This is a genomic window from Oceanobacillus sp. B139/18 (genome assembly GCF_055524595.1).
On record NZ_JBVFXI010000001.1, the window covers coordinates 457,623 to 484,388 of the forward strand.

Annotated in this window: 25 protein-coding genes; 24 read left to right on the forward strand and 1 reads right to left on the reverse strand. The window is 39.9% G+C overall.

Annotation, left to right across the window (positions count from 1 at the left end; translation table 11 throughout):
* Window positions 1–6 precede the first annotated feature (6 nt).
* The 3 genes from dnaJ to ACZSMY_RS02195 all read left to right on the forward strand — a co-directional run bounded on the left by dnaJ (window position 7) and on the right by ACZSMY_RS02195 (window position 2,971).
* Window positions 7–1,140 (forward strand): molecular chaperone DnaJ, encoded by a 1,134-nt coding sequence (dnaJ, locus tag ACZSMY_RS02185; protein ID WP_465147434.1) that lies wholly within the window; start codon window positions 7–9, stop codon window positions 1,138–1,140.
* 105 nt (window positions 1,141–1,245) lie between these two features.
* Window positions 1,246–2,187: a 50S ribosomal protein L11 methyltransferase gene (prmA, locus tag ACZSMY_RS02190; RefSeq protein ID WP_368900649.1), complete on the forward strand. Its 942-nt coding sequence runs from the start codon at window positions 1,246–1,248 to the stop codon at window positions 2,185–2,187.
* Between the two features lie 16 nt (window positions 2,188–2,203).
* Window positions 2,204–2,971, forward strand: a complete 768-nt coding sequence (locus ACZSMY_RS02195) for a 16S rRNA (uracil(1498)-N(3))-methyltransferase (RefSeq protein WP_256704821.1) — start codon at window positions 2,204–2,206, stop codon at window positions 2,969–2,971.
* 73 nt (window positions 2,972–3,044) lie between these two features.
* Here the strand turns inward: ACZSMY_RS02195 and ACZSMY_RS02200 are convergent, their stop codons facing one another.
* Entirely contained in the window at window positions 3,045–3,842 is a 798-nt protein-coding gene (locus ACZSMY_RS02200; protein ID WP_368900650.1) for a Cof-type HAD-IIB family hydrolase, read from the reverse strand.
* Between the two features lie 230 nt (window positions 3,843–4,072).
* Here ACZSMY_RS02200 and ACZSMY_RS02205 point away from each other — a divergent pair, with 230 nt between their 5' ends.
* From ACZSMY_RS02205 to glyS, 21 genes are all read left to right on the forward strand, one after another.
* Entirely contained in the window at window positions 4,073–5,278 is a 1,206-nt protein-coding gene (locus ACZSMY_RS02205) for a Bcr/CflA family efflux MFS transporter (protein ID WP_256706324.1), read from the forward strand.
* 424 nt (window positions 5,279–5,702) lie between these two features.
* The gene (locus tag ACZSMY_RS02210; protein WP_465147435.1) at window positions 5,703–8,258 is read left to right on the forward strand and encodes an AAA family ATPase; all 2,556 of its coding nucleotides are present in this window, start codon (window positions 5,703–5,705) and stop codon (window positions 8,256–8,258) included.
* Between the two features lie 216 nt (window positions 8,259–8,474).
* Window positions 8,475–9,836: a tRNA (N(6)-L-threonylcarbamoyladenosine(37)-C(2))-methylthiotransferase MtaB gene (gene mtaB / locus ACZSMY_RS02215; protein WP_042534838.1), complete on the forward strand. Its 1,362-nt coding sequence runs from the start codon at window positions 8,475–8,477 to the stop codon at window positions 9,834–9,836.
* A gap of 15 nt (window positions 9,837–9,851) precedes the next feature.
* A complete protein-coding gene (gene deoC / locus ACZSMY_RS02220; protein ID WP_193063951.1) occupies window positions 9,852–10,517 on the forward strand; it encodes a deoxyribose-phosphate aldolase in 666 nt (221 codons plus the stop codon).
* A 111-nt stretch (window positions 10,518–10,628) separates the two neighbouring features.
* A complete protein-coding gene (rpsU, locus tag ACZSMY_RS02225) occupies window positions 10,629–10,805 on the forward strand; it encodes a 30S ribosomal protein S21 (protein ID WP_019377991.1) in 177 nt (58 codons plus the stop codon).
* Window positions 10,806–10,819: 14 nt separating this feature from the next.
* Entirely contained in the window at window positions 10,820–11,266 is a 447-nt protein-coding gene (locus ACZSMY_RS02230; protein ID WP_465147436.1) for a GatB/YqeY domain-containing protein, read from the forward strand.
* 232 nt (window positions 11,267–11,498) lie between these two features.
* Window positions 11,499–12,833 (forward strand): NfeD family protein, encoded by a 1,335-nt coding sequence (locus ACZSMY_RS02235; protein WP_256704818.1) that lies wholly within the window; start codon window positions 11,499–11,501, stop codon window positions 12,831–12,833.
* A 24-nt stretch (window positions 12,834–12,857) separates the two neighbouring features.
* Complete coding sequence (gene floA, locus ACZSMY_RS02240; protein WP_193063948.1) at window positions 12,858–13,853, forward strand: flotillin-like protein FloA; 996 nt, start codon at window positions 12,858–12,860, stop codon at window positions 13,851–13,853.
* Between the two features lie 27 nt (window positions 13,854–13,880).
* Window positions 13,881–14,420: a hypothetical protein gene (locus ACZSMY_RS02245; RefSeq protein ID WP_256704817.1), complete on the forward strand. Its 540-nt coding sequence runs from the start codon at window positions 13,881–13,883 to the stop codon at window positions 14,418–14,420.
* 122 nt (window positions 14,421–14,542) lie between these two features.
* Window positions 14,543–14,842: a sporulation protein YqfC gene (gene yqfC, locus ACZSMY_RS02250; protein ID WP_465147437.1), complete on the forward strand. Its 300-nt coding sequence runs from the start codon at window positions 14,543–14,545 to the stop codon at window positions 14,840–14,842.
* A gap of 113 nt (window positions 14,843–14,955) precedes the next feature.
* A complete protein-coding gene (yqfD, locus tag ACZSMY_RS02255) occupies window positions 14,956–16,173 on the forward strand; it encodes a sporulation protein YqfD (protein ID WP_193063945.1) in 1,218 nt (405 codons plus the stop codon).
* Between the two features lie 2 nt (window positions 16,174–16,175).
* Window positions 16,176–17,147: a PhoH family protein gene (locus ACZSMY_RS02260; RefSeq protein ID WP_042534828.1), complete on the forward strand. Its 972-nt coding sequence runs from the start codon at window positions 16,176–16,178 to the stop codon at window positions 17,145–17,147.
* A gap of 253 nt (window positions 17,148–17,400) precedes the next feature.
* Window positions 17,401–19,518: an HD family phosphohydrolase gene (locus ACZSMY_RS02265; protein WP_256704816.1), complete on the forward strand. Its 2,118-nt coding sequence runs from the start codon at window positions 17,401–17,403 to the stop codon at window positions 19,516–19,518.
* The gene (gene ybeY, locus ACZSMY_RS02270) at window positions 19,518–19,982 is read left to right on the forward strand and encodes an rRNA maturation RNase YbeY (RefSeq protein WP_368900652.1); all 465 of its coding nucleotides are present in this window, start codon (window positions 19,518–19,520) and stop codon (window positions 19,980–19,982) included. The genes ACZSMY_RS02265 and ybeY overlap by 1 nt, the downstream gene beginning before the upstream one ends.
* Window positions 19,972–20,334, forward strand: a complete 363-nt coding sequence (locus ACZSMY_RS02275; protein ID WP_042534824.1) for a diacylglycerol kinase family protein — start codon at window positions 19,972–19,974, stop codon at window positions 20,332–20,334. Before ybeY ends, ACZSMY_RS02275 begins: the two co-directional genes overlap by 11 nt.
* 16 nt (window positions 20,335–20,350) lie before the next feature.
* On the forward strand, window positions 20,351–20,485 hold the full coding sequence (locus tag ACZSMY_RS02280; protein ID WP_256704814.1) for a hypothetical protein: 135 nt from the start codon (window positions 20,351–20,353) through the stop codon (window positions 20,483–20,485).
* 531 nt (window positions 20,486–21,016) lie between these two features.
* The gene (gene era, locus ACZSMY_RS02285) at window positions 21,017–21,919 is read left to right on the forward strand and encodes a GTPase Era (RefSeq protein WP_042534822.1); all 903 of its coding nucleotides are present in this window, start codon (window positions 21,017–21,019) and stop codon (window positions 21,917–21,919) included.
* Window positions 21,920–22,253: 334 nt separating this feature from the next.
* On the forward strand, window positions 22,254–22,415 hold the full coding sequence (locus ACZSMY_RS02290) for a YqzL family protein (RefSeq protein WP_139089150.1): 162 nt from the start codon (window positions 22,254–22,256) through the stop codon (window positions 22,413–22,415).
* Between the two features lie 121 nt (window positions 22,416–22,536).
* Window positions 22,537–23,283, forward strand: a complete 747-nt coding sequence (gene recO / locus ACZSMY_RS02295; RefSeq protein ID WP_256704813.1) for a DNA repair protein RecO — start codon at window positions 22,537–22,539, stop codon at window positions 23,281–23,283.
* A gap of 383 nt (window positions 23,284–23,666) precedes the next feature.
* Window positions 23,667–24,545: a glycine--tRNA ligase subunit alpha gene (glyQ, locus tag ACZSMY_RS02300; RefSeq protein ID WP_042534818.1), complete on the forward strand. Its 879-nt coding sequence runs from the start codon at window positions 23,667–23,669 to the stop codon at window positions 24,543–24,545.
* A 1-nt stretch (window position 24,546) separates the two neighbouring features.
* Window positions 24,547–26,622, forward strand: a complete 2,076-nt coding sequence (gene glyS / locus ACZSMY_RS02305; protein ID WP_256704812.1) for a glycine--tRNA ligase subunit beta — start codon at window positions 24,547–24,549, stop codon at window positions 26,620–26,622.
* The last annotated feature ends 144 nt before the right edge of the window (window positions 26,623–26,766 follow it).

Below are 26,766 nucleotides of genomic sequence, written 5' to 3' on the forward strand. Positions count from 1 at the left end.
AATAATTTGGCAAAACGAGATTATTATGATGTCTTAGGTGTGGATAAGGGCGCCTCAAAAGATGAGATAAAGAAGAGCTACCGGAAACTGGCTCGTAAATATCATCCGGATGTAAATAAAGAAGAGGGCGCAGCAGAAAAATTTAAAGAAACAAAAGAAGCTTACGAAGTATTAAGTGACGATCAGAAAAAAGCACAATATGATCAATTTGGGCATGCAGGCGCACAGGGTCAAGGCTTCGGAGGCTTTGGCGGCGGTGGCGGAGCTCAAGACTTCGGTGGTTTCAGTGATATTTTTGATATGTTTTTCGGTGGCGGCGGACGTTCACGTGATCCGAATGCGCCACAGCAGGGCGACGATTTACAATATACGCTGATTCTTGATTTTGAAGAAGCGATTTTTGGAAAAGAAACCGATATTGAAGTTCCAAAAGAAGAAGAATGTGATACGTGTCATGGTTCAGGAGCCAAACCGGGAACAAAAGTAGACACATGCTCCCATTGTCACGGCTCGGGTCAATTAAATCAAGAACAAAATACGCCATTTGGCCGTGTTGTCAATCGCCGCGTGTGTCATTACTGTAATGGAACAGGAAAAATCATTCCTGAAAAATGTGAGACTTGCGGCGGTGCTGGAACAGTTAATAGAAAGAAAAAAATCCATATTGACATTCCAGCCGGTATCGATGAAGGGCAGCAAATCCGTGTAGCCGGCAAAGGAGACCCTGGGAAAAATGGGGGTCCAGCAGGGGATTTATTTGTTGTTATTCGTGTTCGTAAACATGATTTCTTTGTCCGCGAAGGTGACCATATTTTCTGTGAACTGCCACTTACCTTTGCACAAGCGGCTTTAGGCGATGAAATTGAAGTGCCTACGGTCCATGGGAAGGTTAAATTACGAATTCCTGCCGGCACTCAAGCAGGGAAAACCTTCCGCTTAAAAGGAAAAGGGGCGCCAAATGTTCATGGCAGAGGCCAGGGCGACCAGCACATTAAAGTAAAAGTAATGACGCCGACTAATCTGTCAGATAAACAAAAAGATTTATTGCGTCAATTTAATGAATTAGGCGGAAATGAATCCACCGATGAACAAGAGGATAATATTTTCCAGCGTTTTCGTAAAGCGTTCAAAGGAGACTAATCAGAGTGGTCCTCCAGCTTGTAGTTTAGATGATATTTTTTCAGATAAGCAGGCTGGAGGCATCTCTGTTTACATAGATATTTCAAAAGAACGGCGGTGTACAACATGAAATGGTCAGAGATTACGATTCTTACGACAAATGAAGCAGTGGAGCCTATTTCAAATATTTTGCATGAAACAGGTGCGAGCGGGTTAGTTATTGAAGATCCATTAGATTTAAAGCATTTTGAAGGGGAAGGCTTTGGAGAAATTGTGGAGCTTGATCCGGAAGATTATCCGGATGAGGGTGTCCGTATCAAGGCGTATCTGCCGATGAACAGTTTTTTAGGTGAAACGGTGGAAGAAATCAAACAGGCAATCAACCAATTACTGCTTTACGATATTGATTTAGGGAAAAATGAAGTAAGCCTGAGTGAGGTTCATGAAGAAGAATGGGCGAGTGCCTGGAAGAAGTACTATAAACCGGTTAAAATATCCAATCGGATTACAATCACTCCAACTTGGGAGGATTATCAGCCGGTCTCTACGGATGAATTAATTATTGAACTGGATCCGGGGATGGCTTTTGGAACAGGGACCCATCCTACAACCATATTAAGTATTCAAGGTTTAGAAGCGTATGTGCAGCCTGATGATAAGATTATTGATGTGGGCTGTGGTTCAGGCGTCTTAAGCATTGCTTCGATTAAATTAGGCGCTGAATCTGTACAGGCTTTTGATTTGGACGATATAGCTGTTAAAAGCACCAATTTGAATGTGAAACTAAATCATCTTCAAAATCAAGTGACGGCGAAACAAAATAATTTACTTGATGGGGTAGACAGTCAGGCTGATGTCATTGTCTCCAACATCCTTGCTGAAATTATCGTCCGATTTGTAGAAGATGCTTATAAAAACCTTCGACCTGGTGGTCATTTTATCACTTCAGGAATTATTCAGAAGAAGAAACAATTGGTCCGTGATCGTCTGACAGAAGCTGGTTTTGAGATTATCTCTGTCAGTGAATTGGAAGATTGGGTTTCCATTGTTGCCAAGAAACCAGAATAAAAGTAGGTGATGGCTGATGCAGCGCTATTTTATTTCGAAAGAACAAGTAGAAGATCAGACAATCAAAATTACTGGAGAAGACGTGCACCATATCGCCAGGGTGATGAGAAATAAGCCCGGCGATGAGATTATTTGCAATACGGATGACGGAAAATCAGCGCTTTGTAAGATTGAAGAAATACATGAAACAGAAGTGCAGGCAGTCATCGAAAGCTGGTTGGATGAATCTGTGGAATTGCCAGTGGAAGTAAGTATTGCACAAGGAATTCCTAAGGGTGATAAATTTGAATGGATACTCCAAAAAGGAACAGAGCTCGGTGCAGCGAAATTTATTCCCTTTGCAGCGGATCGTTCTGTTGCTAAATGGGATGAACAAAAGTTTCATAAAAAAGCAAAACGTTTCGGTAAAATCATAAAGGAAGCCAGCGAGCAGAGTCATCGCAACCAGATTCCTGAGCTGTTACAGGTGATGCAGTTAAAAACATTGATAAAAGAAAGTGAAACCTATCATGTAAAGCTGTTTGCATATGAAGAAGAGGCGAAGGGAGCGGCAGGAAATACTTCTGCTTTTGCATCTGTATTGGATAACCTGTCTGATCATGACCGCATTCTGCTGGTAATAGGTCCAGAGGGTGGTATCTCTGCAGAAGAAGCTGCTAGTTTGAAAGGTGCCGGCTTCCAGCCAATCCGGCTTGGAAAGCGGATATTGCGTACCGAAACGGCGGCGTTATATGCGCTTGCCAGTATTTCTTATCATATGGAAGAATTAAGGAATAAGAATTAAAAGGTAAACCAGCCTCTTTTCGGTTGTTTTACCTTTTTTCTTATATATCCATAATTTTAAGCCCGGCGATATGTCAATTCAGATAAGCTTCTATTATTTGCAGGACGCCGGATTCATCATTGGAAGGAGCTCTATGTTTAGCGGTCTTTTGCACTTCCGGGCTGCAGGTTTCCATTGCATAACTGTGTTCTGTTAAAGCCAGCATCTCTAAGTCATTATTGGCATCTCCAAAGGCGAGCAATTCATGCGGGGAGATATTCCATCTGTCTAATAATATGTTTAATCCGTTTCCTTTGTTTACTCCGGGAATAATCATATCGATACTGCCATGGCCGCTGGAAACCGCCTGCATCTCTCCTTGAAAGGCTTGATTTAATTGATAAACGATGTGACTGGTTTGATTGACTTCTACATTTAAAGCAAATTTAACAAACGTATCATCCGGCAAAGAATCAAAATGTTCCACTTCTTTTAATTGGTGATAATAATGCTTGGCAAATTTTTTAAAATCGTTGTCAGCGCTTTTTAAAATATATGCACTGTGTAATCCACATAAAATAAACGCTGCTTTATCTATGCTGTGTATTAAATAGTCAACCGCTTTTTGAACAAATTCATTAGGAAAGCTGTCGATTGTTTCCAGTTTAGGAGAGTCATAGATAATCGCTCCATTTTCCGCTACAAAATAAATGTTATCTTCTTTTCCTTTGAAAAAAGATGTTAATTGGGCGTATTGATTTCCGCTTGCAACAATAAATTTTATCTCATTTTCTTGAAGCTGCTGAAAAATACCGTCAAATCTTTTCCGGTCATAATTACTGCTGGAGTCTAAAAAAGTTCCGTCCATATCCACTGCAATTGCCTTTATCATTGGTAAACCCCCATTGTTTTTGATAGACTTGCATATACTGTTAGTTTATCATCTAATCATGACATACTCACTTGATATACTTTGCAACCATGCGTTCATTTAATAAATCAACTATTGTGTTTGAAAGATTTGACAGGCGCACCAGGAAAATATAAAATTTTACTGTTTAAAGTCATTTGCCATGACGCTGTTAGGAGTGAGAATGATTGAATTTTGAAAGAGAAAAATCGATAGAGCATAATCCTACGGGAGCAGCCCGATTAGGATTAGCATTGCTTCTTGGTCTGCTTGCTTTTTTAGGGCCGCTTAATATCGATATGTATTTACCTAGTTTTCCTGAGATTGCGCGAGATTTAGACACAAGCGCTACACTCGTACAGGCGAGTTTAACAGCGTGTCTGCTAGGTCTGGCGATTGGGCAATTATTTGCCGGCCCCATCAGTGACGCTCAGGGCAGAAGGAAGCCATTGTTGATTGCTACGAGCCTGTTTGCGGTAGCCTCTATACTATGTGCTTTTGCTCCAAATATCATCTTATTGATTGCCATGCGTTTTTTACAAGGCCTGACTGCCTCTGCAGGAGTCGTTCTCTCCCGCGCAGTTGTACGTGATGTGTTCAGCGGACAGGCACTTACGAAGTTTTTTTCGTTATTGATGGTTATTAATGCGATTGCTCCCATGATCGCTCCGATGATAGGCGGTTTTATTCTGTCATTTGATTCGACCAGCTGGAAGAGTATCTTTTTCTTTTTAAGCGCGGTCGGACTGCTCACCGTTACCATTGTGGCAATAAAGCTTAAAGAGACGCTGCCGCCGCATAAGCGTATTCCAAGCTCAGCAGGAGCTTCGTTAAAAACAATGGGCAGTCTGCTGAAAGACCGTTCTTTTATCGGCTATGCCCTGGTCGTTGGTTTTATCCACGGGGGAAGCTTTGCTTATGTATCTGGAACGCCATTTGTTTATCAGGATATCTATGGGGTCTCCCCGCAAGTGTTTAGTGTATTATTCGGTATCAATGGACTGGCAATTATCACAGGCAGCTTTCTCATTGGACGCTTCAGCGGGATTATAGCAGAAAAAACGATGCTTCAAGCAGCGGTTATCACTGCACTTACAGTCACAACCTTATTGCTTATCATGACCATTATCGAAGGACCTTTAGCATTGATTGTTTTATTCATATTTATTTATATGATTACAATGGGAATGATATTGACAAGCACCTTTACATTGGGGATGTCCAAGCAGGATCATCGCGCAGGAAGCGCCAGCGCCGTTTTAGGGATGCTTCCATTACTACTTGGTTCTATTTTTTCACCGCTTGCAGGTATTAATGAGGCATCAGCTGTTCCGATGGGGGCAATCATATTTACCACCACGCTCATGGGCTCTATTGTTTTCTTTACCCTTGTTAAAAAAGATGAGGTAAAGGCATGATGGAAGAGCTGGATCTGGATAACATTTAAGTGAAGATGGAATAAGCTGTATCAGGAGAAGATTAAAACAGAGATAAGGCTGGTTTAAACGAGCAGATTTATCTCTGTTTTTATATGGTTAAATTGTATAAATTCTACTCAGTAAAGGAAAGGAAGCAGAGCTTGCAGTATACAGTTATTTCGCAAATATGGAAGAGAAGCCCTCTAGATATTTCTATGAGTAAATCAGATTAGGGTAAATAAAAAATATTGCTGATGAATATTTTTTATTTAGTTGTCTCTTCTTACTTGTATAAGCAGGTATACTAATATAACATACAAAATAAATAGTTAGAATAAAAAATAATCTTTTTTTAGGCTGTCTTGGCATATGTCAGATGGCGAAAAATGAGAAAGTTAGAAAAATAGAAAAGCAGGTGTAATAAATGAGAAAAGTATGGAAGGTTGGCAAAGGATTTGGAAAAAAGCGTCTTGAAGATGCCATTATGAATTCTTCTAAAGGAGATACGATTCTTATTGAACCAGGCACTTATGATTTTCCGAACGGCTACAATATCTTTGAATTAGAGATCAAAGGAACGGGAAATCGGCCCAATGATGTTGTCTGTAATGGATTTTTTTCATTACAGAATAATTCAAAGCTTAATCTATCAAATCTTATGTTATTAGCGCCTCCAAAGATGAATGCGTTCCATATGACGGGAAATTCAAGTTTATTTTTGAAAGACGTTATCGCGCATGGTGAAGAAACTGGGCAATATCCAACCATTTGGTGCGTGAATTCCTATGTAAAGATTGCTTCATCAGAAATTTATTATAATCAAGATTCTCCGTATGGTATGTATATTCAGGAAGGTTCGAAGCTGGAAATGACTGCTGCAGTGGCAGATTCCATGTATGTCAGTCAATCACAGGTATATTTGAATAATGCAGTAATCCGGGTAATCCTGTATTTAGAAAACGAATCATTTGCGGAGGCTGCAGGGATGTTGGAATTACCGCGTATGAATCCAAATAAATATGCACTTACGGTTTATTCTGGTTCTCGGGCTGACTTTGCGCTGGTTCAGAGCCCGGAAAATCATATGGAAGCAAATGTAGATGAAGGCTTATTGATTATTGATAAAATAGAATTAGGCGAGAATAATATATTTGATATTTATCATAATGACCAGTCTACAGTAGAAGTAAATGGAGAGCGTGTCTTGATACATAATAGGGATGAAGATGTGAATCAGCAGGAAATAAATGCAAAAGGACAGCAGACGGAAGAAACCAATTCGATTGATGAAGAAAGATATAAGCCAGAAGCAGACAGAGAGGAACAGAGTCTTGAGAGTGTGTCTGTCCAGCAGGAGGAGAAATCTGCGTTAGAGCAGCTTAATGACATGTATGGTTTAAAGGAATTGAAAAAGCAGATTAAGCAATTTATCAATACAATGAAGTTTAACCAATCCCGAAAAATGAAAGGGCTGAAGGCAGCCTCGCTTAATCTGCATTCGATATTTCTCGGCAACCCCGGGACAGGTAAAACAACAGTTGCTCGATTATTGGGAAATGTATTATATCAGGAAGGGGTTATTCCAAATGACAATTTTGTAGAGGCTACGCGAAAAGATCTTGTCGGGGTCCATATTGGGGAGACAGCTCCCAAAACACAAGCAGTATTAGACCGTGCTCGTGGAGGGATTTTATTTATTGATGAAGCATATACCCTGCATAGCTCTTCCGATAATGATTTTGGAGCAGAAGCTGTAGAGACCATTTTAAAATTTATGGAAGATAATCGTGGTGAAATAATGATTATTTTTGCTGGATATTTTGATGATATGCAAAATTTCCTCTCGATGAACAGCGGATTAGCTTCCCGTATTCCGAATGAGTTTGTGTTTGATGACTATTCCAGTTTGGAAATAGCTGAAATTGGTTATTTAGATATACTTGATCAGGATTATATCGTTGACGAAAAAAAGTATAAAGAAATAGTCATGAATCAATATACTCGGACAGTTGATGAAAGTAATGCAAGATGGGTTCGTAATTTCAATCAAAAATTAATGATTACAATGGCAAATCGGGTTATTGAAACAGAATCTGAAGATACACAGACCATTTTAAATGAAGACATAGATGCTTTAGTGGGAAATAGCAGCGAGGATAAAGAAGAAAAGGTGGAGGAATTATTAACCCAGCTGGACCATTTAATTGGGTTAGAAGAAATAAAAGAATACGTACATCGTTTAGTTAAACAAGTAAAAATTGATAAAATGCTCGCTGATGAAGGTGAATCATCTTTTAATCCAACCTATCATATGATTTTTGAAGGAAACCCTGGTACGGGAAAAACAACTGTAGCAAATATACTTGCTTCTTTATTCTATTGTTTGGATATTTTGCCGAGTAAAAATGTAAAAGTGGTGGATCGTGCCGATTTAGTAGGCTCCTATATCGGCCATACAGAAAAAAATACAAAGCGCATTATTAATCAGGCGATGGGCGGTGTTCTATTCATTGATGAAGCCTATCAGCTAACGAATAGTAGTGAGAATGATTTTGGAAAGCAGGCTGTGGAAACCTTACTCACTTATTTAGAAAATTACAGGGATAAATTTGTGGTGATTTTAGCTGGCTATACGAAGGAGATGGAAAAATTCTTAGATAGTAATCCAGGACTCCGCTCACGTATTCCAGAAAAAATTATTTTCCCTGATTATCATCCGGATGATATTGCTGCAATCGTTGAAAAAAATATTTCGAAGCAATGGCAGGTCGATTCCAATCACCTGCATAGCGTGGTCAGTGAAGTGTACCGTAACCTTCCAGAAGCAGAGAAGGCCAATGCAAGATGGGCCCGTAATTTCAGTGAAAAACTGATTCAAAATCATAAAATCTGGATTAGCGATCATCAGCTTTCTGGACAGGAGATAAAAAAGATCAGCCCGGAATTATTAGATCAGATGCTTGCAGCTTATTCTAAGTAATATAAAATAAAAAGGTTTAGGAGAAAAGGTTACCGGGGTAGAAATGAAGCTGGTTAAAATTGTGCAGCAGCATTATAATGAGAAAAGATAAAAGCCCTTTTACCATACTTATATGGATGAAAGGGTCTTTTATATCGTATTTTTAAATATTTGTGATATCATTAAATACGGATAAACTAAAATTAACTGTGAATGAAATGAAAGGATGATATATAAATGGCTGAAAAATTGCCAAAAACAGTGAGCTTCCATACGCTTGGCTGTAAAGTAAATCACTACGAGACCGAGGGCATCTGGAGAATGTTTAAAGAGCAGGGCTATGAGCGAGTAGACTTTGATCATGATGCAGATGTGTATGTTATTAATACATGCACAGTTACCAATACAGGGGATAAAAAAAGCAGGCAGACCATCCGTCGTGCCATCCGAAAGAACCCTGACGCAGTCGTTTGCGTAACAGGCTGCTATGCACAGACTTCTCCTGGTGAAATCATGGAGATTCCCGGAGTAGACGTGGTTGTCGGCACACAGGAGCGTAAAAACATCTTCGCATATATTGAAGAGCATGAAAAAACAAAGGGACCTGTTAACGGCGTGTCGAACATTATGAAAAACCGTGTGTTTGAGGAAATGGATGTTCCAGTATTCACAGACCGTACACGGGCATCACTCAAAATCCAAGAAGGATGTAATAATTTCTGTACGTTTTGTATTATTCCATGGTCAAGAGGGCTGCTTCGTTCCCGAGATCCTGAAAATGTTATTGCGCAGGCAAATAAATTAGTAGAAGCAGGATATAAAGAGCTTGTACTTACCGGAATACATACAGCAGGATACGGAGAAGATTTAAAAGACTATAATTTTGCGATGCTGCTGGAAGAACTGGAGCAGGTAGAAGGATTAGAACGTATCCGTATCAGTTCGATTGAAGCGAGTCAAATTACAGACGAGGTTATACGTGTGCTGGACAGAAGTAAAAAAATCGTCCGTCACCTGCATATTCCGCTGCAATCTGGTTCTGACCCGGTATTGGCCAGAATGCGCCGTAAGTATTCCACGGACTTTTACCGTCAGAAAGTGAAAAAGATACAAAAAGCATTGCCTGGACTTGCTATTACATCGGATGTTATTGTCGGATTCCCTGGAGAAACAGAGGAAGAATTCCAAGAGACCTGTGATTTCATTAAAGAAATCGGTTATTCGGAGCTTCATGTATTCCCATTCTCCAGAAGAACCGGCACGCCGGCAGCAAGAATGGACAACCAGGTGGAAGATGAAGTAAAAGAAAGACGTGTGCATGAATTGATTACATTATCGGATCAGCTTGCAAAAGAATATGCTTCCAAATATCAAGACGAAGTGCTGGAAGTCATTCCGGAAGAGCATGCAAGTGAACAGGAAGATAATCAGCTTATCGGTTATACAGATAACTATATGAAAGTGCAATTTGAAGGCTCAGCTGATTTGATTGGTAAAATTGTTAAAGTGAAGATAATAGAGTCTGGATATCCTGTGAATAAAGGTGTTTTCGTACGTGTGATGGATCACGCGACACATGTTGCAGAAAAAAACGCATAAAAGGAGATAACAATCATGAATTTAGCATCTTATATTGACCACACATTATTAAAACCTGACTCGACAAAAAGTCAAATTGCAAAAATTGTCGAAGAGGCAAAAGAAAATAAGTTTGCATCCGTTTGTGTTAATCCGCATTGGGTTGTTTATTGCGTGAGTGAACTAAAGGATTCCCCAGTGAAGGTATGTACAGTCATTGGCTTTCCTTTAGGAGCTACGACGACACAGACAAAGGTTTATGAAACGAGAGAGGCCATCGAAAATGGAGCAACAGAAGTAGATATGGTTATTAATGTCGGAGAACTGAAGGCTGGCAACGAAGCATTGGTGAAAGCAGATATAAAAGCAGTTGTAGATACCGCAAAAAACAAAGCTTTAACGAAGGTCATTATAGAGACAGCTCTATTAACAGACGAGGAAAAAGTATTAGCCTGTCAATTAGCAAAAGAAGCTGGAGCAGATTTTGTAAAGACCTCGACAGGATTCTCTGGCGGCGGCGCAACCGTGGAAGATATCAGATTAATGCGCGAAACTGTCGGACCGGAGATGGGAGTAAAAGCATCTGGGGGAATCCGAGATCTGGAAACAACGGAAGCGATGATTGAAGCTGGAGCAACACGCATCGGTGCAAGCGCCGGAGTAGAGATTGTCTCTGGTAAAGAAGGAACTTCAGATTATTAATAAATAACCATTGACCGCTTAGCGGGATTATATTATAATTTAAAAAGGCATGAAAGTATGTTCATGCTCGCATTAAAAATGGTTTTGTGCTTCGGAGGGAGGGAAATTAGCATGTCAAATACAACTCGCGTTCGTAAAAACGAGTCTCTTGAGGATGCTCTTCGTCGCTTTAAGCGTAGTGTATCAAAAAGTGGTACATTACAAGAATATCGTAAACGTGAACACTATGAAAAACCTAGTGTACGCCGTAAGAAGAAATCAGAGGCTGCTAGAAAACGTAAATTCTAAAGAAGGTGTGACGTATGACGCTACTTGATCGATTAAATCAAGATATGAAGCAGGCGATGAAGAACAAAGATAAAGAAAACCTGAGCGTTATTCGCATGGTAAAAGCTTCTATTCAGAATGAATCGATTAAGCTTGGAAAAGATACTCTATCTGAGGACGAAGAATTAACTATTCTTTCGAGAGAAGTTAAACAGAGAAAAGATTCCCTCCAAGAATTTAAAAATGCTGGAAGAGAAGATTTGGTTGAAAAGACCGAAAAAGAATTGGAAATACTGGAGCAGTATTTACCAAAACAGCTTTCAGATGAAGAATTAACATCGATCATTCAGGAAACAATAAAAGAAGTTGATGCTGGCTCCATGAAAGATATGGGGAAAGTAATGGGCTCCGTGATGCCTAAGGTTAAAGGACAGGCAGACGGTACCAAAATTAAACAAATAGTAGAGCAGCAATTGCGATAAAGAAAACCAACCCTAAATCGGGGTTGGTTTTTTAATTTGTCCAGAAAATCAATGGCCGCAGTGAAACGAAGAAAAAAAGAAAGAATCATTCAACTTGTCAAACTTAGATGAAGCTTTCTCTAACCTGAGGAGATATGGTACTATCAAAGTATACCCATCCACGAAAAATGAAACCTTTTAGGGATTACTTTCGTAAATATAGATAAGGTGCAGGAGGAGGGGGTGACTCAAGTTGAAAAGACATCGTAAGCGGTTAGCTGTATACATATTATTTGTAACAGTTTTAACCATTGTATCCATATTTACCGGAGCGCAGACAGAGGCTGAGCAGGGTGAAGGTGAAACAGTTTATATTGTTCCAATTGAACGGGAAGTGGAAAGAGGCCTGGAAGCATTTATTGACCGGGCTACCACAGAGGCGATGGAAAACGGGGCAGATCATATTATTTTTGAAATCGATACGCCTGGCGGCCGTGTTGACTCTGCCGGACAAATAGGTTCGCATATTCAAAGTATAACTGTCCCGACAACGGCTTATATCGTCAATGAAGCACTATCTGCCGGATCTTATATTGCGTTGTTCTCTGATAATATTTATTTTAATCCGCATGCAACTATGGGAGCGAGCGGGATTATTAATCAAGACGGAACAGCAGCAGATGAGAAAGCACAATCTGCCTGGCTTGCGCAAATGAGAAGTGCTGCAGAATCAAATGACAGAGATCCTATTTACGCTGCGGCAATGGCTGATAACAGTATTGATTTACCGGAGTATGGAGCTCCTGAAGGACAGTTCCTGACACTCGGCCCAAGAGAAGCAGTTGAAGTTGGATATGCAGAAGGAATTGTTTCTAACCGTGCTGAACTTCTGGAAGAGCTTAATCTGTCTGAAGCAACGGTTGTAGAAACAGAAACTTCGATGGCAGAAGAACTGGCGAGGTTTTTAACGCATCCGGTTGTTATTCCTATTTTATTATCTGTTGCCAGTATCGGTTTGATTGTAGAGCTGTACTCTCCAGGTTTTGGCGTGCCGGGAATATTAGGGCTGGTATCCTTAGTATTATTCTTCTACGGGCATGTTGTTGCCGGATTAGCAGGCATGGAGGCGCTGCTGCTTCTTATTATCGGTATCGGTCTGATTGTAGCAGAATTCTTTGTAACCGGTGGGATTCTGGGAGTGCTGGGAATAGCTGCGGTGATCGGTTCCTTATTCATGTCAGGGTATGATATGGTACACATGTCAATGAGCATAGGGATTGCCTTTTTGATTGCTGTGATTCTTGCTATCATCTTATTTAGAAGAATAGGTATGGATAAAGGGATTTTCCGCCATATTATTTTAAGGGACAGTACAGCAACAGAAGATGGTTATGTATCCTCCGTAAACCGTTTAGAACTTGTCGGACTTGAAGGAAACTCATTAACACCGCTGCGCCCCTCTGGACTGGTAGAATTAAATAATGAAACAATCGATGTTGTTTCTGACGGCACTTTTGTTGACAGAGGGAAGAAAGTGAAAGTAATTCGTGTAGAAGGTGTTCGTGTCGTAGTTAGGGAAATAAAATAATTATCTAAATTAGGAGGAATCAGCATGGACGAGAATATTTTAATGCCGCTTATCATTATTGCGGTTATCGTTATTGCTTTAGCAATTTTATTTACTTTTGTTCCAGTTGCACTATGGATTAGTGCCCTGGCTGCCGGGGTAAAAATCAGTATCTTTACACTTATCGGTATGCGCTTGCGTCGAGTAGTGCCAAACCGCGTGATTAATCCGCTTATCAAAGCGCATAAAGCCGGTATTGATGTAAAAACTAACCAGCTGGAAAGTCACTATCTTGCCGGTGGTAATGTTGACAGAGTAGTAAATGCACTTATTGCAGCACAACGGGCAAATATTGATTTATTATTTGAACGTGCAGCTGCAATCGATTTAGCAGGCCGTGACGTATTAGAAGCAGTACAAATGAGTGTAAACCCGAAAGTAATTGAAACACCATTTATTGCAGGTATTGCAATGGACGGTATTGAAGTGAAAGCCTTAGCCAGAATTACTGTACGTGCGAATATTGACCGTTTAGTCGGTGGTGCGGGCGAAGAAACAATTATTGCCCGTGTTGGTGAAGGTGTTGTTAGTACAATCGGTAGTTCTAATGCACATACACAGGTGCTTGAAAATCCGGATTCCATTTCCGAAAATGTATTAAGTAAAGGGTTGGACTCTGGAACAGCCTTTGAAATCTTATCAATTGATATTGCTGACGTGGATATCGGTAAAAACATCGGTGCGATTCTTCAAACGGATCAGGCCGAAGCAGATAAGAATATTGCTCAAGCGAAGGCGGAAGAACGCCGTGCAATGGCAGTAGCGCAAGAACAAGAAATGCTTGCCCGCGTACAGGAAATGCGCGCGAAAGTAGTAGAGGCCGAAGCAGATGTTCCGCTTGCATTAGCAGAAGCATTGCGTTCTGGGAAAATGGGTGTCATGGATTATATGAACTATCAAAACATTGATGCTGATACAGATATGCGTGATTCAATTGGTAAGCTTTCTACAGATAATAAGGATGACGACCAAAATAAGTAATTAAAATGAAAATAAAGGAGGGGGCATATGGACTGGATATTTGAAAATCTATTTCTTATTATTATCATTATTTCTGGAATAGTTGCATTCCTGGGTGATTCTAAAAAGAAACAGGAAGAACAGAAAAAAAAGCAGTCTACACCTCCAAATAAACAGACGCCGTCAAGACAAAGACAGCAGCGTTCCCCGCAAGAAATGAGAACGAGGCAGCAGACACAAAGAAAAAGAGAGCAGCCTCGTGCCGAGCGTCAAGTCTACAGAGAGGGAGCACGGCCGGATGTTTCTGCTGGAGGTATTGAAGAACAGCAGAGAAAACAGATGGAGCGGATGACAAATCGCTATCAAACCTCCTCCCAAGAAGATGTGAAAGACGCAAAGCAAAATTTCAAGGACTTGATTGTGGACCGCAAGGGTGAAGCAGATAGCCCAGGAAAGAACGAAATGAAGAAGCGTGTTTCTGGAAATCTTGATGGAAAAGGGTTAGTCAACGGTATTATTATGGCAGAAGTCTTAGGACCGCCGCGTGCGAAACAGCCGTATAGAAGTATCGTGCAAAGAAGAAAATAAAAGGAAACATCAAACACCTTAATTGGCATTGTTATGCTGGTTAAGGTGTTTCTTTGTTTTTCCTTGTATCTAGTTCTGTTCAAAGCATTATTTACATATGTATCAATGAGGGGGGATCATCATTGAAAAAATGGCAACAAAGAATCCGTTCGCTTTTAATGGAGCAATTCTCTCTTCCATCCGATGTTGTTATGGAAATGCCGCGCATAACTATCATTGGACATTTGCATTTTTATATTGAAAATCATCAAGGCTTAGCACTGTATACAAATGAAGAGCTTAAACTAAAGGTAACAAATGGGTTTGTAAGCATTAAAGGACATTCCTTTGTGCTTAAAATGATGCTTCCAAAAGAAATTATGCTGGAGGGGACGATTTCTGAGGTAATTTTTTTAAATCATGAAGATAAAAAAGAAGATTGATGCTTCCATATTTACGAAGTTGATGGAACTTCCTTTTTAGAAAACATCTTTTGATAAGCGCAGCATGATTTTATGTAAAGGTCAGGATAGCAGATAGGCAATGGGAGGTTGAAATGAAAAAACAAAATCCGCCGTCGATCCGTGCTTACGTTACTGTTCGTGTGAAAGGTGTCAAACCGGAATTATTTCTGCAAAAATGTGCCAGCAAGGGCATCCCTATTTGGGATGTGAAAAAAATAGATGCTGCGTGCTGTGAGGCTACAATTATGTTTAAAGATTTGAGAGCCTTAAGAAAGTTAAGGAGAAACTCTTTATATAAAGTTTCCTTTGCCGGTCAAAAAGGCTTTCCATTTTTTCTTTCGAGGCTCAGCCGAAAAAAATTCTTACTTGCTGGTATTTTTACTGGTTTTTTATTTTTTTTCATTTTGTCTAATTTATTATGGTCTGTTCATATCACTGGCGTGCCAAAAGAAATTGAAGAAAAAATAGAAACAGAGCTGGAGGCGTTTGGAGTGTATCCGGGTGTCTGGTTATTCTCTCTTGCTACTCCAAAAGATATTCAACGCCAGCTCTTAAATGAAGTTCCGGAGCTGCTCTGGACAGGCGTTCAGCTTCAAGGGACCTCATTGCATCTGGAGGCTGTTGAAAAAACGATTGTGGAGGAAATCCCTCCTGGAGAACCAAGAGATTTAGTGGCAACGAAAAAAGGCGTCATCACTAATATGTATGTTTCTAGAGGACGAGCTGAAGTTAGTGTGAATGATTACGTGGTTCCGGGCAAAATATTAGTGTCTGGTAATTTAAATACGGAGGAAGGAGAAGATAATACAGAAACGGAAGAAGACCCGGACAAACCAATTGCTGCAGAAGCAGAGGTGTTGGCAAATACGTGGTATGAAGTTCATGTCACTGTGCCACTTCAATACCAGACAGAAGAGATAACAGGAAATCAGAAAACGAAGCATTATTTGCGTTTTGGTGATGTACAGCTTCCATTTTGGGGATTTAAAAACCCCGATTATTCCCATTCACAAGAGGAGCGGAAAGAACAGCCCATTCATTTTTTAAAATGGGAGCTTCCTTTCTCTTATGTTTCCAGTGAAATTAGTGAGACAGAAAAAACAGATGAAGAGCGATCCAATGAGGAAGCAATTATGGCAGGGGTGGAGCAGGCTAAAATACAATTATTAAATGAACTGGGGCCAGAAGCGACGGTATTATCAGAAAAAATTTTACATGAACATATAGAGCATGGTAAAGTTGAATTAGTCTTATATCTTTCGGTAGAAGAAAATATTGTAAAAGAAGAACTTATTATTCAAGGAGACTGATTATGCCCGAAAACTTAGTGGATATTGATTTACAATTAGAAGGTGCCAATGAAGCACTTGCTTTATTTGGTACAAATGATAAACATTTAAAACAGCTGGAAGCTTTACTTGATGTAGACATTATATCCAGAGGCGAATCCATCCGCGTTTCTGGAGAGAATCAAGCAGTGCAGTTAGTACAAGAGATTCTGCTGACTATTTTAAGCGTTATCCGGAAAGGACAGACAGTTTCGGAACGGGATGTTGTCTATGCTGTAGACTTGGCAAAAAAAGGTAAAATAAAACAGTTTGAAACGTTATTTGAAGATGAAATTACAAAGAACTATAAAGGAAAGTCCATTCGTGTAAAAACACTTGGACAGAAACAATATGTCCAGGCAATCAAATCAAAGGATCTTGTCTTTGGCATAGGTCCGGCCGGAACAGGAAAAACGTACCTGGCTGTGGTTATGGCCGTTCATGCGATGAAGAACGGACTAGTGAAAAAAATTATCTTAACTAGGCCGGCAGTCGAAGCCGGTGAAAGCCTAGGGTTTTTGCCAGGTGATTTAAAGGAAAAGGTAGATCCTTATTTAAGGCCATTGTACGATGCTTTGCATGATGTATTAGGCACAGAGCATACAGCTCGTTTAATTGAAAGGGAAACGATTGAAATTGCGCCGTTGGCCTATATGCGGGGCAGAACCTTAGACGATGCTTTTGTTATTTTAGATGAAGCCCAGAATACAACACCGGCTCAAATGAAAATGTTTCTGACGCGCTTAGGGTTTGGCTCGAAAATGATTATTACGGGAGATATGACACAAGTAGACCTCCCGAAAGGTATCGTATCCGGATTAAGGGTTGCTGAGCGGATGCTTAGCCCAATCGAAGGCTTAGCCTTTGTTCATTTGCAGGCTGCTGACGTAGTGCGCCACCCACTCGTTCAAAAAATAATAAATGCTTACGAAACAGAAAGTGAGAACGAAGGGTGAGACAAAAGAATGTCTCATCCTTGTTGTTCATCATAAAATTAATCTCTGATTAACGTTTAGATATCCATGCTGCATATGGACAAAGTTTTTCAAAGGCTTTTTAGAGCTAATGATGGAAAATTAAGTAAAAATATCAGGTGAACAGTAGGTGACTTTGTTGTTTTGCTATGATCAAGGAATTCACTTAATTTTAGATAATTTCATCCCAATCCGTTGGATGGAAGTGGTAAAATAAAAAGAGGAGGTGAAGGTGTTGAAAAAAAGATGGAAGAAAATACTTCCTTTTTTTAAAAATAATCGAAAATACTTTATTGCGATTGTCCCGGCTCTTATTATAGGAGCACTTGTTTTTCTGACGTTATTAGATAATGTACGTACAGATACATATGATATTCAGCGTTTTGCTGTTTCTGAAGAGACAATACGTTCCCCGATAACGATTGAAAATAAACAGGAAACGGATCAGCGAATCAGGGAAGCAGTCAATGCCGTTCCTGATCGGTACAGCATTTCCGAAGAGGTGACAGAGGAGCGATTAAATTATGTAAACGAAATTTTTGACGCTGTATTAACCATCATTGCGGAACATGATGAAGGAGCTTTAGAAGAGGTATATGAAGAAGAAGCAGTTGAATTAAGAGCGTTACTATCGGAAGAAATTCGTTCAGAAATTTCGGAAGATGTGCTGATTTCCTTGCTGCAGCAGCCGGAAGAGGACTTGGAAGAAGCGGGGGCAGTATTTTCCGAGAGTTTGGAAAGCGTATTAGAGCAAGGTATCAGAGCAGAGAATATTCAATCTGGAATTACCAATATAGAGCGTGATTTAGCTTATTCGGAAATGAATGAAGGTTTACAGGAAGATTTAATGGAGTTAGCAGAATTTGCGGTCGTAGAAAATGCTTTCTTTGACTATGAGGCAACGGCTCAAGAGAAGAAGGACGCCGCAACACTTGTGGATCCTGTTGTTATTCGTGCCGGTGAAACCATTGTTCGCGAAGGCCAGACCATTACAAATGAAATCTACGAGCAGCTGGAGCTGGTAGGCGTATTATCACAGGAGGGCAATATTTACCCAATTCTGGCGTTGGGATTTTTGGCAGCGATAATTGCATACTTTTTCGGGATGGAATGTCTGCAAATTGCAAAAGATAAGAAATGGAACCTTCTGCCGATTGTAGCTGTTTCCCTGTTAAGTGCACTGGCTATTTTTGTTATGAAAATCCAAAGTTATTTCTTTGACCAGTCAAATGCACTCTATTTGGTAACACCTATTGCAGCTATTGCTATTTTATTAAAAGTATTAATCGGCGATCGTTCAGCAGTACGTCTCAGTATCTTATATGCAATTTTAGCAGCATTTATGTTTAACAGTTATATTGCCGGAATGCTGCACGTCGAAGCGGCTATCTATTTCCTTTTTTCTCAGCTCGCCGCAATTGTGTTAATGAAGAAATTAAGTGAACGCCTTGTTATTTTAAAAACAGCGATTGGACTGATTTTAATTCATTCTGCTGTCATTATCTTATTTCTATTCCTGTCCTTTGAAAAATATACGTGGTTCGATGTCTTTTTATACCTTGGTTTAGGGATAGTTGCAGCTTGCCTTTCAGCTATTTTGGCAATTGGATTATTGCCGTTGTTCGAAAGCTTTTTAGGTATATTGACAGATATGAAACTCCTGCAATTATCTAATCCTAATCAGCCGCTGTTAAAACGGCTGCTGGTGGAAGCGCCGGGAACGTATCATCATTCGGTAATGGTAGCCAACATTAGTGAGACTGCCTGTGAAGCGGTGGGAGCAAATGGTTTGCTGGCACGGGTGGGCGCTTACTATCATGATATTGGCAAAACTGTGCGGCCGGCCTTTTTCATTGAAAATCAGATGCCAAATAAAAATCCACATGATAAATTGCCGCCTAAGGAAAGCGCAGATATTATTATTCGCCATACAACTGATGGAGCAAATTTGTTAAAGGCGCATAAAATGCCTAAGGAAATCATTGATATTGCGAAGCAGCATCATTCGAATTCTTTAGTGCAATTCTTCTATATGAAAGCAAAGGAGCTGAATTCGGAAACAGAGGAAGCAGATTTCAGATATCCCGGGCCGAAGCCGGAAACAAAGGAAACGGCGATTGTCTGTATTTGTGATTCTGTCGAGCCGGCAGTCCGTTCCTTGCAGGAACCGACACCGGAGACGATTGATTCCATTGTGTCATCGATTATCAATGGCAAAATTTCAGATGGACAATTAGATAACAGTCCTTTAACATTAAAAGAGTTAAAAATCATTCAACATACGGTTTGTGATTCTTTGAAAGGAATTTTCCATTCTAGAATTCAGTATCCGAAGAAGGAAGGGGATAAATAATGCTTATTGATTTTCAGGATGAAACCAATGCTGTGTCTGATGAACATAGAACGCTTGTCGAAAAGCTGCTGACCTTTGCCGGAAAAGAAGAAAAAACAGCTGCTGAAGCGGAAATTTCAATCAGCTTTGTGGATAATGAACAAATTCAAGTAATCAACAGAGATTATCGGGATAAAGATAAACCGACGGATGTTATTTCATTTGCAATGCAGGAAATGGAAGACGAAGAACTTGAAATTGTTGGCGAAGGGCTGCCGGTTGTACTGGGAGATATTATTATTTCGATAGATAAAGCCAAAGAGCAAGCGGAAGAATACAATCACAGCTTTGAGAGAGAGCTGGCCTTTTTAGCGTTACATGGATTCTTACACCTGCTTGGGTACGATCATATGAATGCAGAAGATGAGAAGGAAATGTTTCAGAGACAAGACGAAATTTTAGGTGCATTTGGCATTGAAAGATAAGAAAAGAGTTGTTGGATTCCGTTATGCTTGGGCAGGGCTGAAAACGGTGGTGAAAAAGGAGTCGAATTTCCAGCTGCATCTTGCCGCTATGACGATTGTAGTTGCAGCAGGCTTCTTTTTCCATCTTTCTCTCATCGAATGGGCGGTTATTTTATTAACCATTGGTTTAGTGCTTATCACTGAAATGATAAACAGTGTCATTGAGCGGGTCATGGATTTTATTCAGCCGGGTTATGATGAAAGAATAAAGGAAATAAAGGATATTGCAGCTGGTGTTGTCCTCGTGACGGCGCTGATATCCGTTGTAGTCGGAATACTTATTTTTGGTCCTAAAATAATGCAATTTATATAATAGTATGATAAAAATAATGTTTATTGAACGATTATCCAGCTTGATAACGTTATTAGCAGATGTGGTTGTCATCAGGCCTTTTGCCGGCAACCGTGTTGCGTTAATGCAGTTAAGAAAGTCTGAAATTAACTGTCAAAAGGGAGGAGCTTGACCAAGCTCCTCCCTTTTTGTAATTCATTGTATGATTGTTAAAGGTTTTGTCGATATAGTGAAACTAATTAAAAAATGTAGTATGATAGGAAGCAAGCAAACAATGAATACTCCCGCCACTTCATTTCTAAAGAAATTGGAAGTGTGGGTTTCTGGGGTGTCGACTTTCAAGATGACGATTAACCGCCAGTGGAGTTGACACATCGGTGTGCTAAAAACACCCAACCCCGCTATCCCATTGGTCCTGCCTTTGGGGCTACTTTTCAGCTTACCTGAGGTTCACACATTTGTGTGCCTTGGCTGACATATTTGGCTTGAACATTTTACGTGGCAAAGCAACGATTCTCGCCACAACCTGCAATGTTCAGTTTTCAAAGAGCGTCTTTCAAGAACATTATAACATACGAACTTAAGTTCGTGAATGCAAAAAGGCGATTCATCTCTCATTTACTCATTGGATTTTACCCTGCACATTCCTTGAGGTTGGGAGTCCTCTCGCCTAATCAAGAATAGAAATTCGGAGGAAAACAGCATGACAAATAATTTCAAATCAGGCTTTATTGCTATTATAGGCAGACCAAATGTTGGAAAATCAACATTCATGAACCGGGTGATTGGTCAAAAGATCGCTATTATGAGTGATAAGGCACAAACAACACGAAATAAAATACAAGGTGTTTTGACAACAAAGGAATATCAAATGATTTTCATTGATACACCGGGAATTCATAAACCGAAGCACCGATTAGGCGATTTTATGGTGCAGGTGGCAGAGAATACCTTGAATGAAGTAGATCATATTTTATTTATGATTAATGCGGATGAAGGTTACGGCCGCGGGGACCAATATATTATTGATTTGCTTCAAAAAATAAAACAGCCGGTATATCTGATCATTAATAAAATCGATAAGATTCAACCGGAAAAGCTTATGCAGCTGATTAATCAATATAAGGATTTTTATGAATTTGAGGAAATTATTCCTATTTCTGCATTGGAAGGGAATAATGTAGATCATTTACTAGAGGTGCTCGCTAAGCAATTGCCGGAAGGTCCGCAATATTATCCGGAAGATCAAATCACGGATCATCCGGAAAGGTTTGTTATTTCTGAGCTTATCCGCGAAAAAGTATTGCATCATACGAAGGAAGAGATTCCGCATTCGATTGCCGTTGTCATTGAAAATATAGAGAAGAACGAAAATGATAAATTATTGGTACAAGCAACGATTGTTACGGAAAGAAGCTCTCAAAAAGGTATTTTGATTGGCAAGCAGGGCGGTATGCTGAAAAAAATCGGCCAGCAATCACGCCGCGATATCGAAGCATTGCTTGGGTCTAAGGTATATTTAGAACTTTGGGTGAAAGTGAAGAAGGATTGGAGAAACAAACAGAATCAATTACATGAATATGGATTCCGGCTTGATGAATATTAAAAGATATGGCAGACCGGATACGCTGTTTTGATTCGTTTTTTGAATATCCTCTTAAAGATGGTAATATTTTATACTAATGAAAACGTCAAATCGAACCAACCTATAAAAGAAGCGGGGCATTCATGTCAGGCTGTCCTCTTTCGTCAGAAAAACGTCTTATTCGTTAAAGGAAGTCTTAAAACCGGATTTCGTATTCTTAGAATCCCTTCTGCAGTAAAGTCAAAGCTTTAGAAAATGCTTGGTTGCACTTGAGAAGTAAATAGAAAAGTTTTTTCTTTTCTATTTGTGATGAGTCAGTTACAGCAAAAAAATAATTAGAAAGGTGGGGTTTCTTGTGTTAGATGCAACATGGAATTTGTTTTATCAAACAGGAAACATTGAAACCTATTTATTATTAAAAGAACTAGAGCAGCAAGGACAATTAAGTCAGGAAAAAAGACAAAATGAAAATACCCAATCTTCTATGGGTGACGGTATAGATTTGCCATCTTTGTAATCATGTCGCTTGAAGCATGATAATTCCTGCGATAAAGTGAAGCTTATTCAACCGGGGATTTTTCATCTCCCTGAAGGAATTTAGTGAAACTGTGATAACAAATGAGGGCGGGTGATTTTACGTGCTGGAACAGATAGATGGTATGGTATTAAAAACAAAAGATTATGGTGAAACACATAAATTAGTGACTATCTACAGCGGAAAGTTTGGTAAATTCCAAGCTCTGGCAAAAGGTGCAAAAAAACCAAAAAGTCGAATGGCTGCAGTTACTCAGCCATTCGTTTTTGCCCGTTTTTTTGTTTATCTTGGAAGCGGATTGAGTACGATTCAACAGGGAGAATTATTAAACTCCCATCGTAAGATACGCGAGGATTTTGTGAAGACGGCTTATTGCTCCTATATTGCAGAGCTTACAGATAAGCTGCTGGAAAACCAAAATATAGATCCGTACCTATTCGATCAATTTCAACAGACTATAGCTTGGATTGAAGAGAATGATCAGGCTGAAATCCCGATAATGATGTATGAATTAAAACTTTATAAAAAAGCTGGATTCGCTCCAGTGTTAAATCAATGTATCAATTGCGGGTCGACGCAGCAGCCTTTTGTGTTTTCTGTAGTGGAGGGCGGTTTCCTGTGTCCGAAATGCCGTCATCTGGATCTGGAAGCAATCGAGCTTGCGCCGAAACTGGCAAAGCTTCTCTATCTCTTTTCTGAAGCAGGATTAGAGCGTATCGGAACAATTCAAATGAAACCGGACAATGTGAAAATGTTTCAGGCTATTTTAAAAGCTTATTATGAACGCTATGGCGGATATTATATTAAATCCCGCAAGTTTCTGGATCAGCTCGATTTGTTTAAGAATTAATTGACAAGCTGCAGGGTAATGGAGTATGATTTGTACATAAATTAACGTATTTTAATTTTATACAAGTTGATAATTACATGATAACTGCAATGATGAAGAGAAGTACGGAAGCATATTCTGTAATAAGCGAGTCCGGGATTGGTGCGAGCCGGATGTATAGAGGCTTTTGGAAGGAACTTCGGAGCAGTATGAAAAAGAGGCTCTTGTTATGGAGAGCAAGTAGGGTGGAACCGCGGTTTAAGCCGTCCCTATGTCTGTCGTTCAAGCAGACATAGGGACGGCTTTTTAGGTTTTCAGCTGATAGCGTGGCTATAATGAGGTTTTTTATCATCACCAAAGGAAATACTTACAGTAAATTTCGATCCATTAAAGGAGTGGAGTAAATGAATATTCAAGAAATGATTTTAACATTGCAAAATCATTGGTCAGATCAAAATTGTATTTTAATGCAGGCATATGACACTGAAAAAGGTGCAGGAACGATGTCTCCTATGACATTGCTGCGAAGCTTGGGACCAGAGCCGTGGAATGTTGCCTATGTAGAGCCTTCCAGACGACCGGCGGATGGCAGATATGGGAAAAATCCGAATCGTCTGTATCAGCATCATCAATTTCAGGTAATCATGAAGCCATCACCTGAGAATATTCAGGAACTGTATTTAGAGTCCTTGGAAAAATTAGGGATTGATCCGCTTAAGCATGATATCCGCTTCGTAGAGGATAACTGGGAAAACCCGACGCTTGGCGCAGCCGGTCTGGGCTGGGAAGTATGGCTGGACGGGATGGAAATCACACAGTTTACCTATTTCCAGCAAATCGGCGGTTTGGAAGCAAATCCGGTAACGGTCGAATTAACATACGGGATTGAGCGGTTGGCTTCATATATCCAAGATAAAGAAAATGTATTTGATTTAGAGTGGAATAATGGAGTGACTCTTCGTGATATTTTCTATCAGCCGGAATATGAGCATTCTGTCTATACATTTGAAGCATCCAATACGGATATGTTATTTGATTTATTTACGAAATATGAACAAGAGGCCAAAGCAGCCATGGAGAAAGGGCTTGTCTTCCCGGCATATGATTATGTTTTAAAATGTTCACATACCTTCAACCTGCTGGATGCAAAAGGGGTTATTTCTGTAACAGAAAGAACAGGCTATATCAGCCGAATTCGTAATCTTGCCCGCAGTATTTCAAAAATTTATGTACAAGAACGTGAAAAATTAGGTTTTCCGATGTTGAAAAAGGAGGCAAACTAGAGTGGCACAGGATGTATTGATTGAAATTGGATTAGAGGAGCTGCCGGCTCGATTTATAGATGATGCAGAAGCGCAAGTATTGGATAAAACAATCAAATGGCTGGATGAACAGCGTATTTCCTATTCGTCTGCAGTCTCCTTCTCAACGCCGCGAAGATTGGCTGTCCTTATAGAAGAAGTGGCAGAAAATCAGGTATCCATAGAAGAGGAAGCAAAAGGACCTGCTTTAAAGATTGCCAAAGATGATGAGGGAAATTGGACAAAGGCCGCGCAAGGCTTTACCAGAGGTCAGGGAAAAACAACCGATGATATTTATATCAAAGAGGTCAAGGGAACTTCCTATATCTATGTAAAAAAATTCATCGAAGGAAAAACAGTGCAATCGTTACTCCCGGAATTTAAGGATATTATTGAGTCCATCACATTTGGGAAAAATATGCGCTGGGCAAATGAAACATTGCGCTACGCCAGACCGATCCGCTGGCTGGTAGCACTTTATGGAAATAAAGTGATTCCTTTTGAGATTGCGCATGTGAAAACAAGTAATTTCACCTACGGACATCGTTTTCTCAGCGATAAGCTGACCATAGGGGAACCCAAGCAATACGAACAGCTGTTAAATGAGAATTATGTCATTGCAAATGCTGAAAAACGTAAAGAGAAAATTGTAGAGCAGCTGGATACACTGCAAACCAAAAATGGATTTCAGATTCCGGTGGATACAGAGCTTTTAAATGAAGTGAAAAACCTTGTAGAATATCCGACTGCTTTCGTAGGCAGTTTCGCAGATTCTTTCCTTGCTCTGCCCAAAGAAGTACTTATTACGTCTATGGCCGAGCACCAGCGTTATTTCCCGGTAGAACGAGACGGAGAGCTGCTGCCTAAATTTGTAGGAGTAAGAAACGGTGATGATTACGAATTGGAAACCGTCATCCGGGGAAATGAGAAGGTACTTCGCGCGCGTCTTGCGGACGCAGAGTTTTTCTTTGAAGAGGATAAAAAACTTTCAATTGATTTCTTCCAGGAGAAGCTGACCAGAGTTGTATTTCAGGAAAAGCTGGGTACGTATACAGACAAAGTAAACCGGGTTAAAAAAATTGCGAGTCATTTAGCTGAAGAACTTGCTTTAAAAGAAGGAAAAGAGATTGCCCGAGCTGCAGAAATCAGCAAATTCGATTTAATGACCAATATGGTAAATGAATTTACGGAATTACAGGGCGTAATGGGCGAGAAATATGCTGCATATTTTGGAGAAACAAAGGAAGTTTCTCAAGCCATACGTGAACATTATTTACCAAAACAGTCTCATGGTGAACTCCCTGCAACAACAGTCGGCGCCGTACTGAGTATTGCAGATAAGATGGATACCATTGCCGGCTGTATCAGTGTCGGACTTATCCCGAGCGGTTCACAGGATCCATATGGTTTACGAAGACAGGCAACGGGAATTTTACGTATTTTGCAGGAGCAGCATTGGGATGTGACAGTAGAATCACTCATTAACTATACTTTATCTGTATTAGCGGATGCCGGTTTAACTGTAAATGCCTCTGCGAATGCTGATTTGCGCACATTTTTTGGCTCCCGTGCTGCCTATTTGCTCCGTGAAGAGAACGTAGAATCAGATATTATTCATGCAATTACAGACAATCAGCTTGGCGTATTTCATTTTGCAGTAGATAAAGCACATGTTTTATCTGTGAAAAAAGCAGATGAAGCTTTTAAAAACTCGCAGGAGGCGCTGGTGCGTGTTCTGAATCTGGAAAATAAGGTAGAGGATAAAAATCATGAAGCAGACGCTGCGCTTATCCAAACAGAATCAGAACAAGCATTTTACGATGCTGTGAAATCTGTGAAATCAAATTATGCTGCACATTTAGAGGCACAAAACAGTGAAGCGGCATTACAGCTTCTTGCGGATCTTGCTGATAATATCCACGCATTCTTTGATCATAATATGATTATGGACGATAATGAAGAAGTAAGAAAAAATCGTCTATCTATGATTCATGAGCTTTCTATGCTTATTTTGCAATATGCGGATTTACGAAAAATAGCGTGGAAGCAGCATGCATAGAAATATAGGAAGACTTCTGCGATGACGACAATTTATCTAAACAATTTTAAACTTTCTTCACTTTAGAGGATGTTTAAAAAGGTTTTCTCTCTTAAAAAAAGGTTTTTTAGTGAATAGAGTCGAATAGTAATGAATGTACCATGT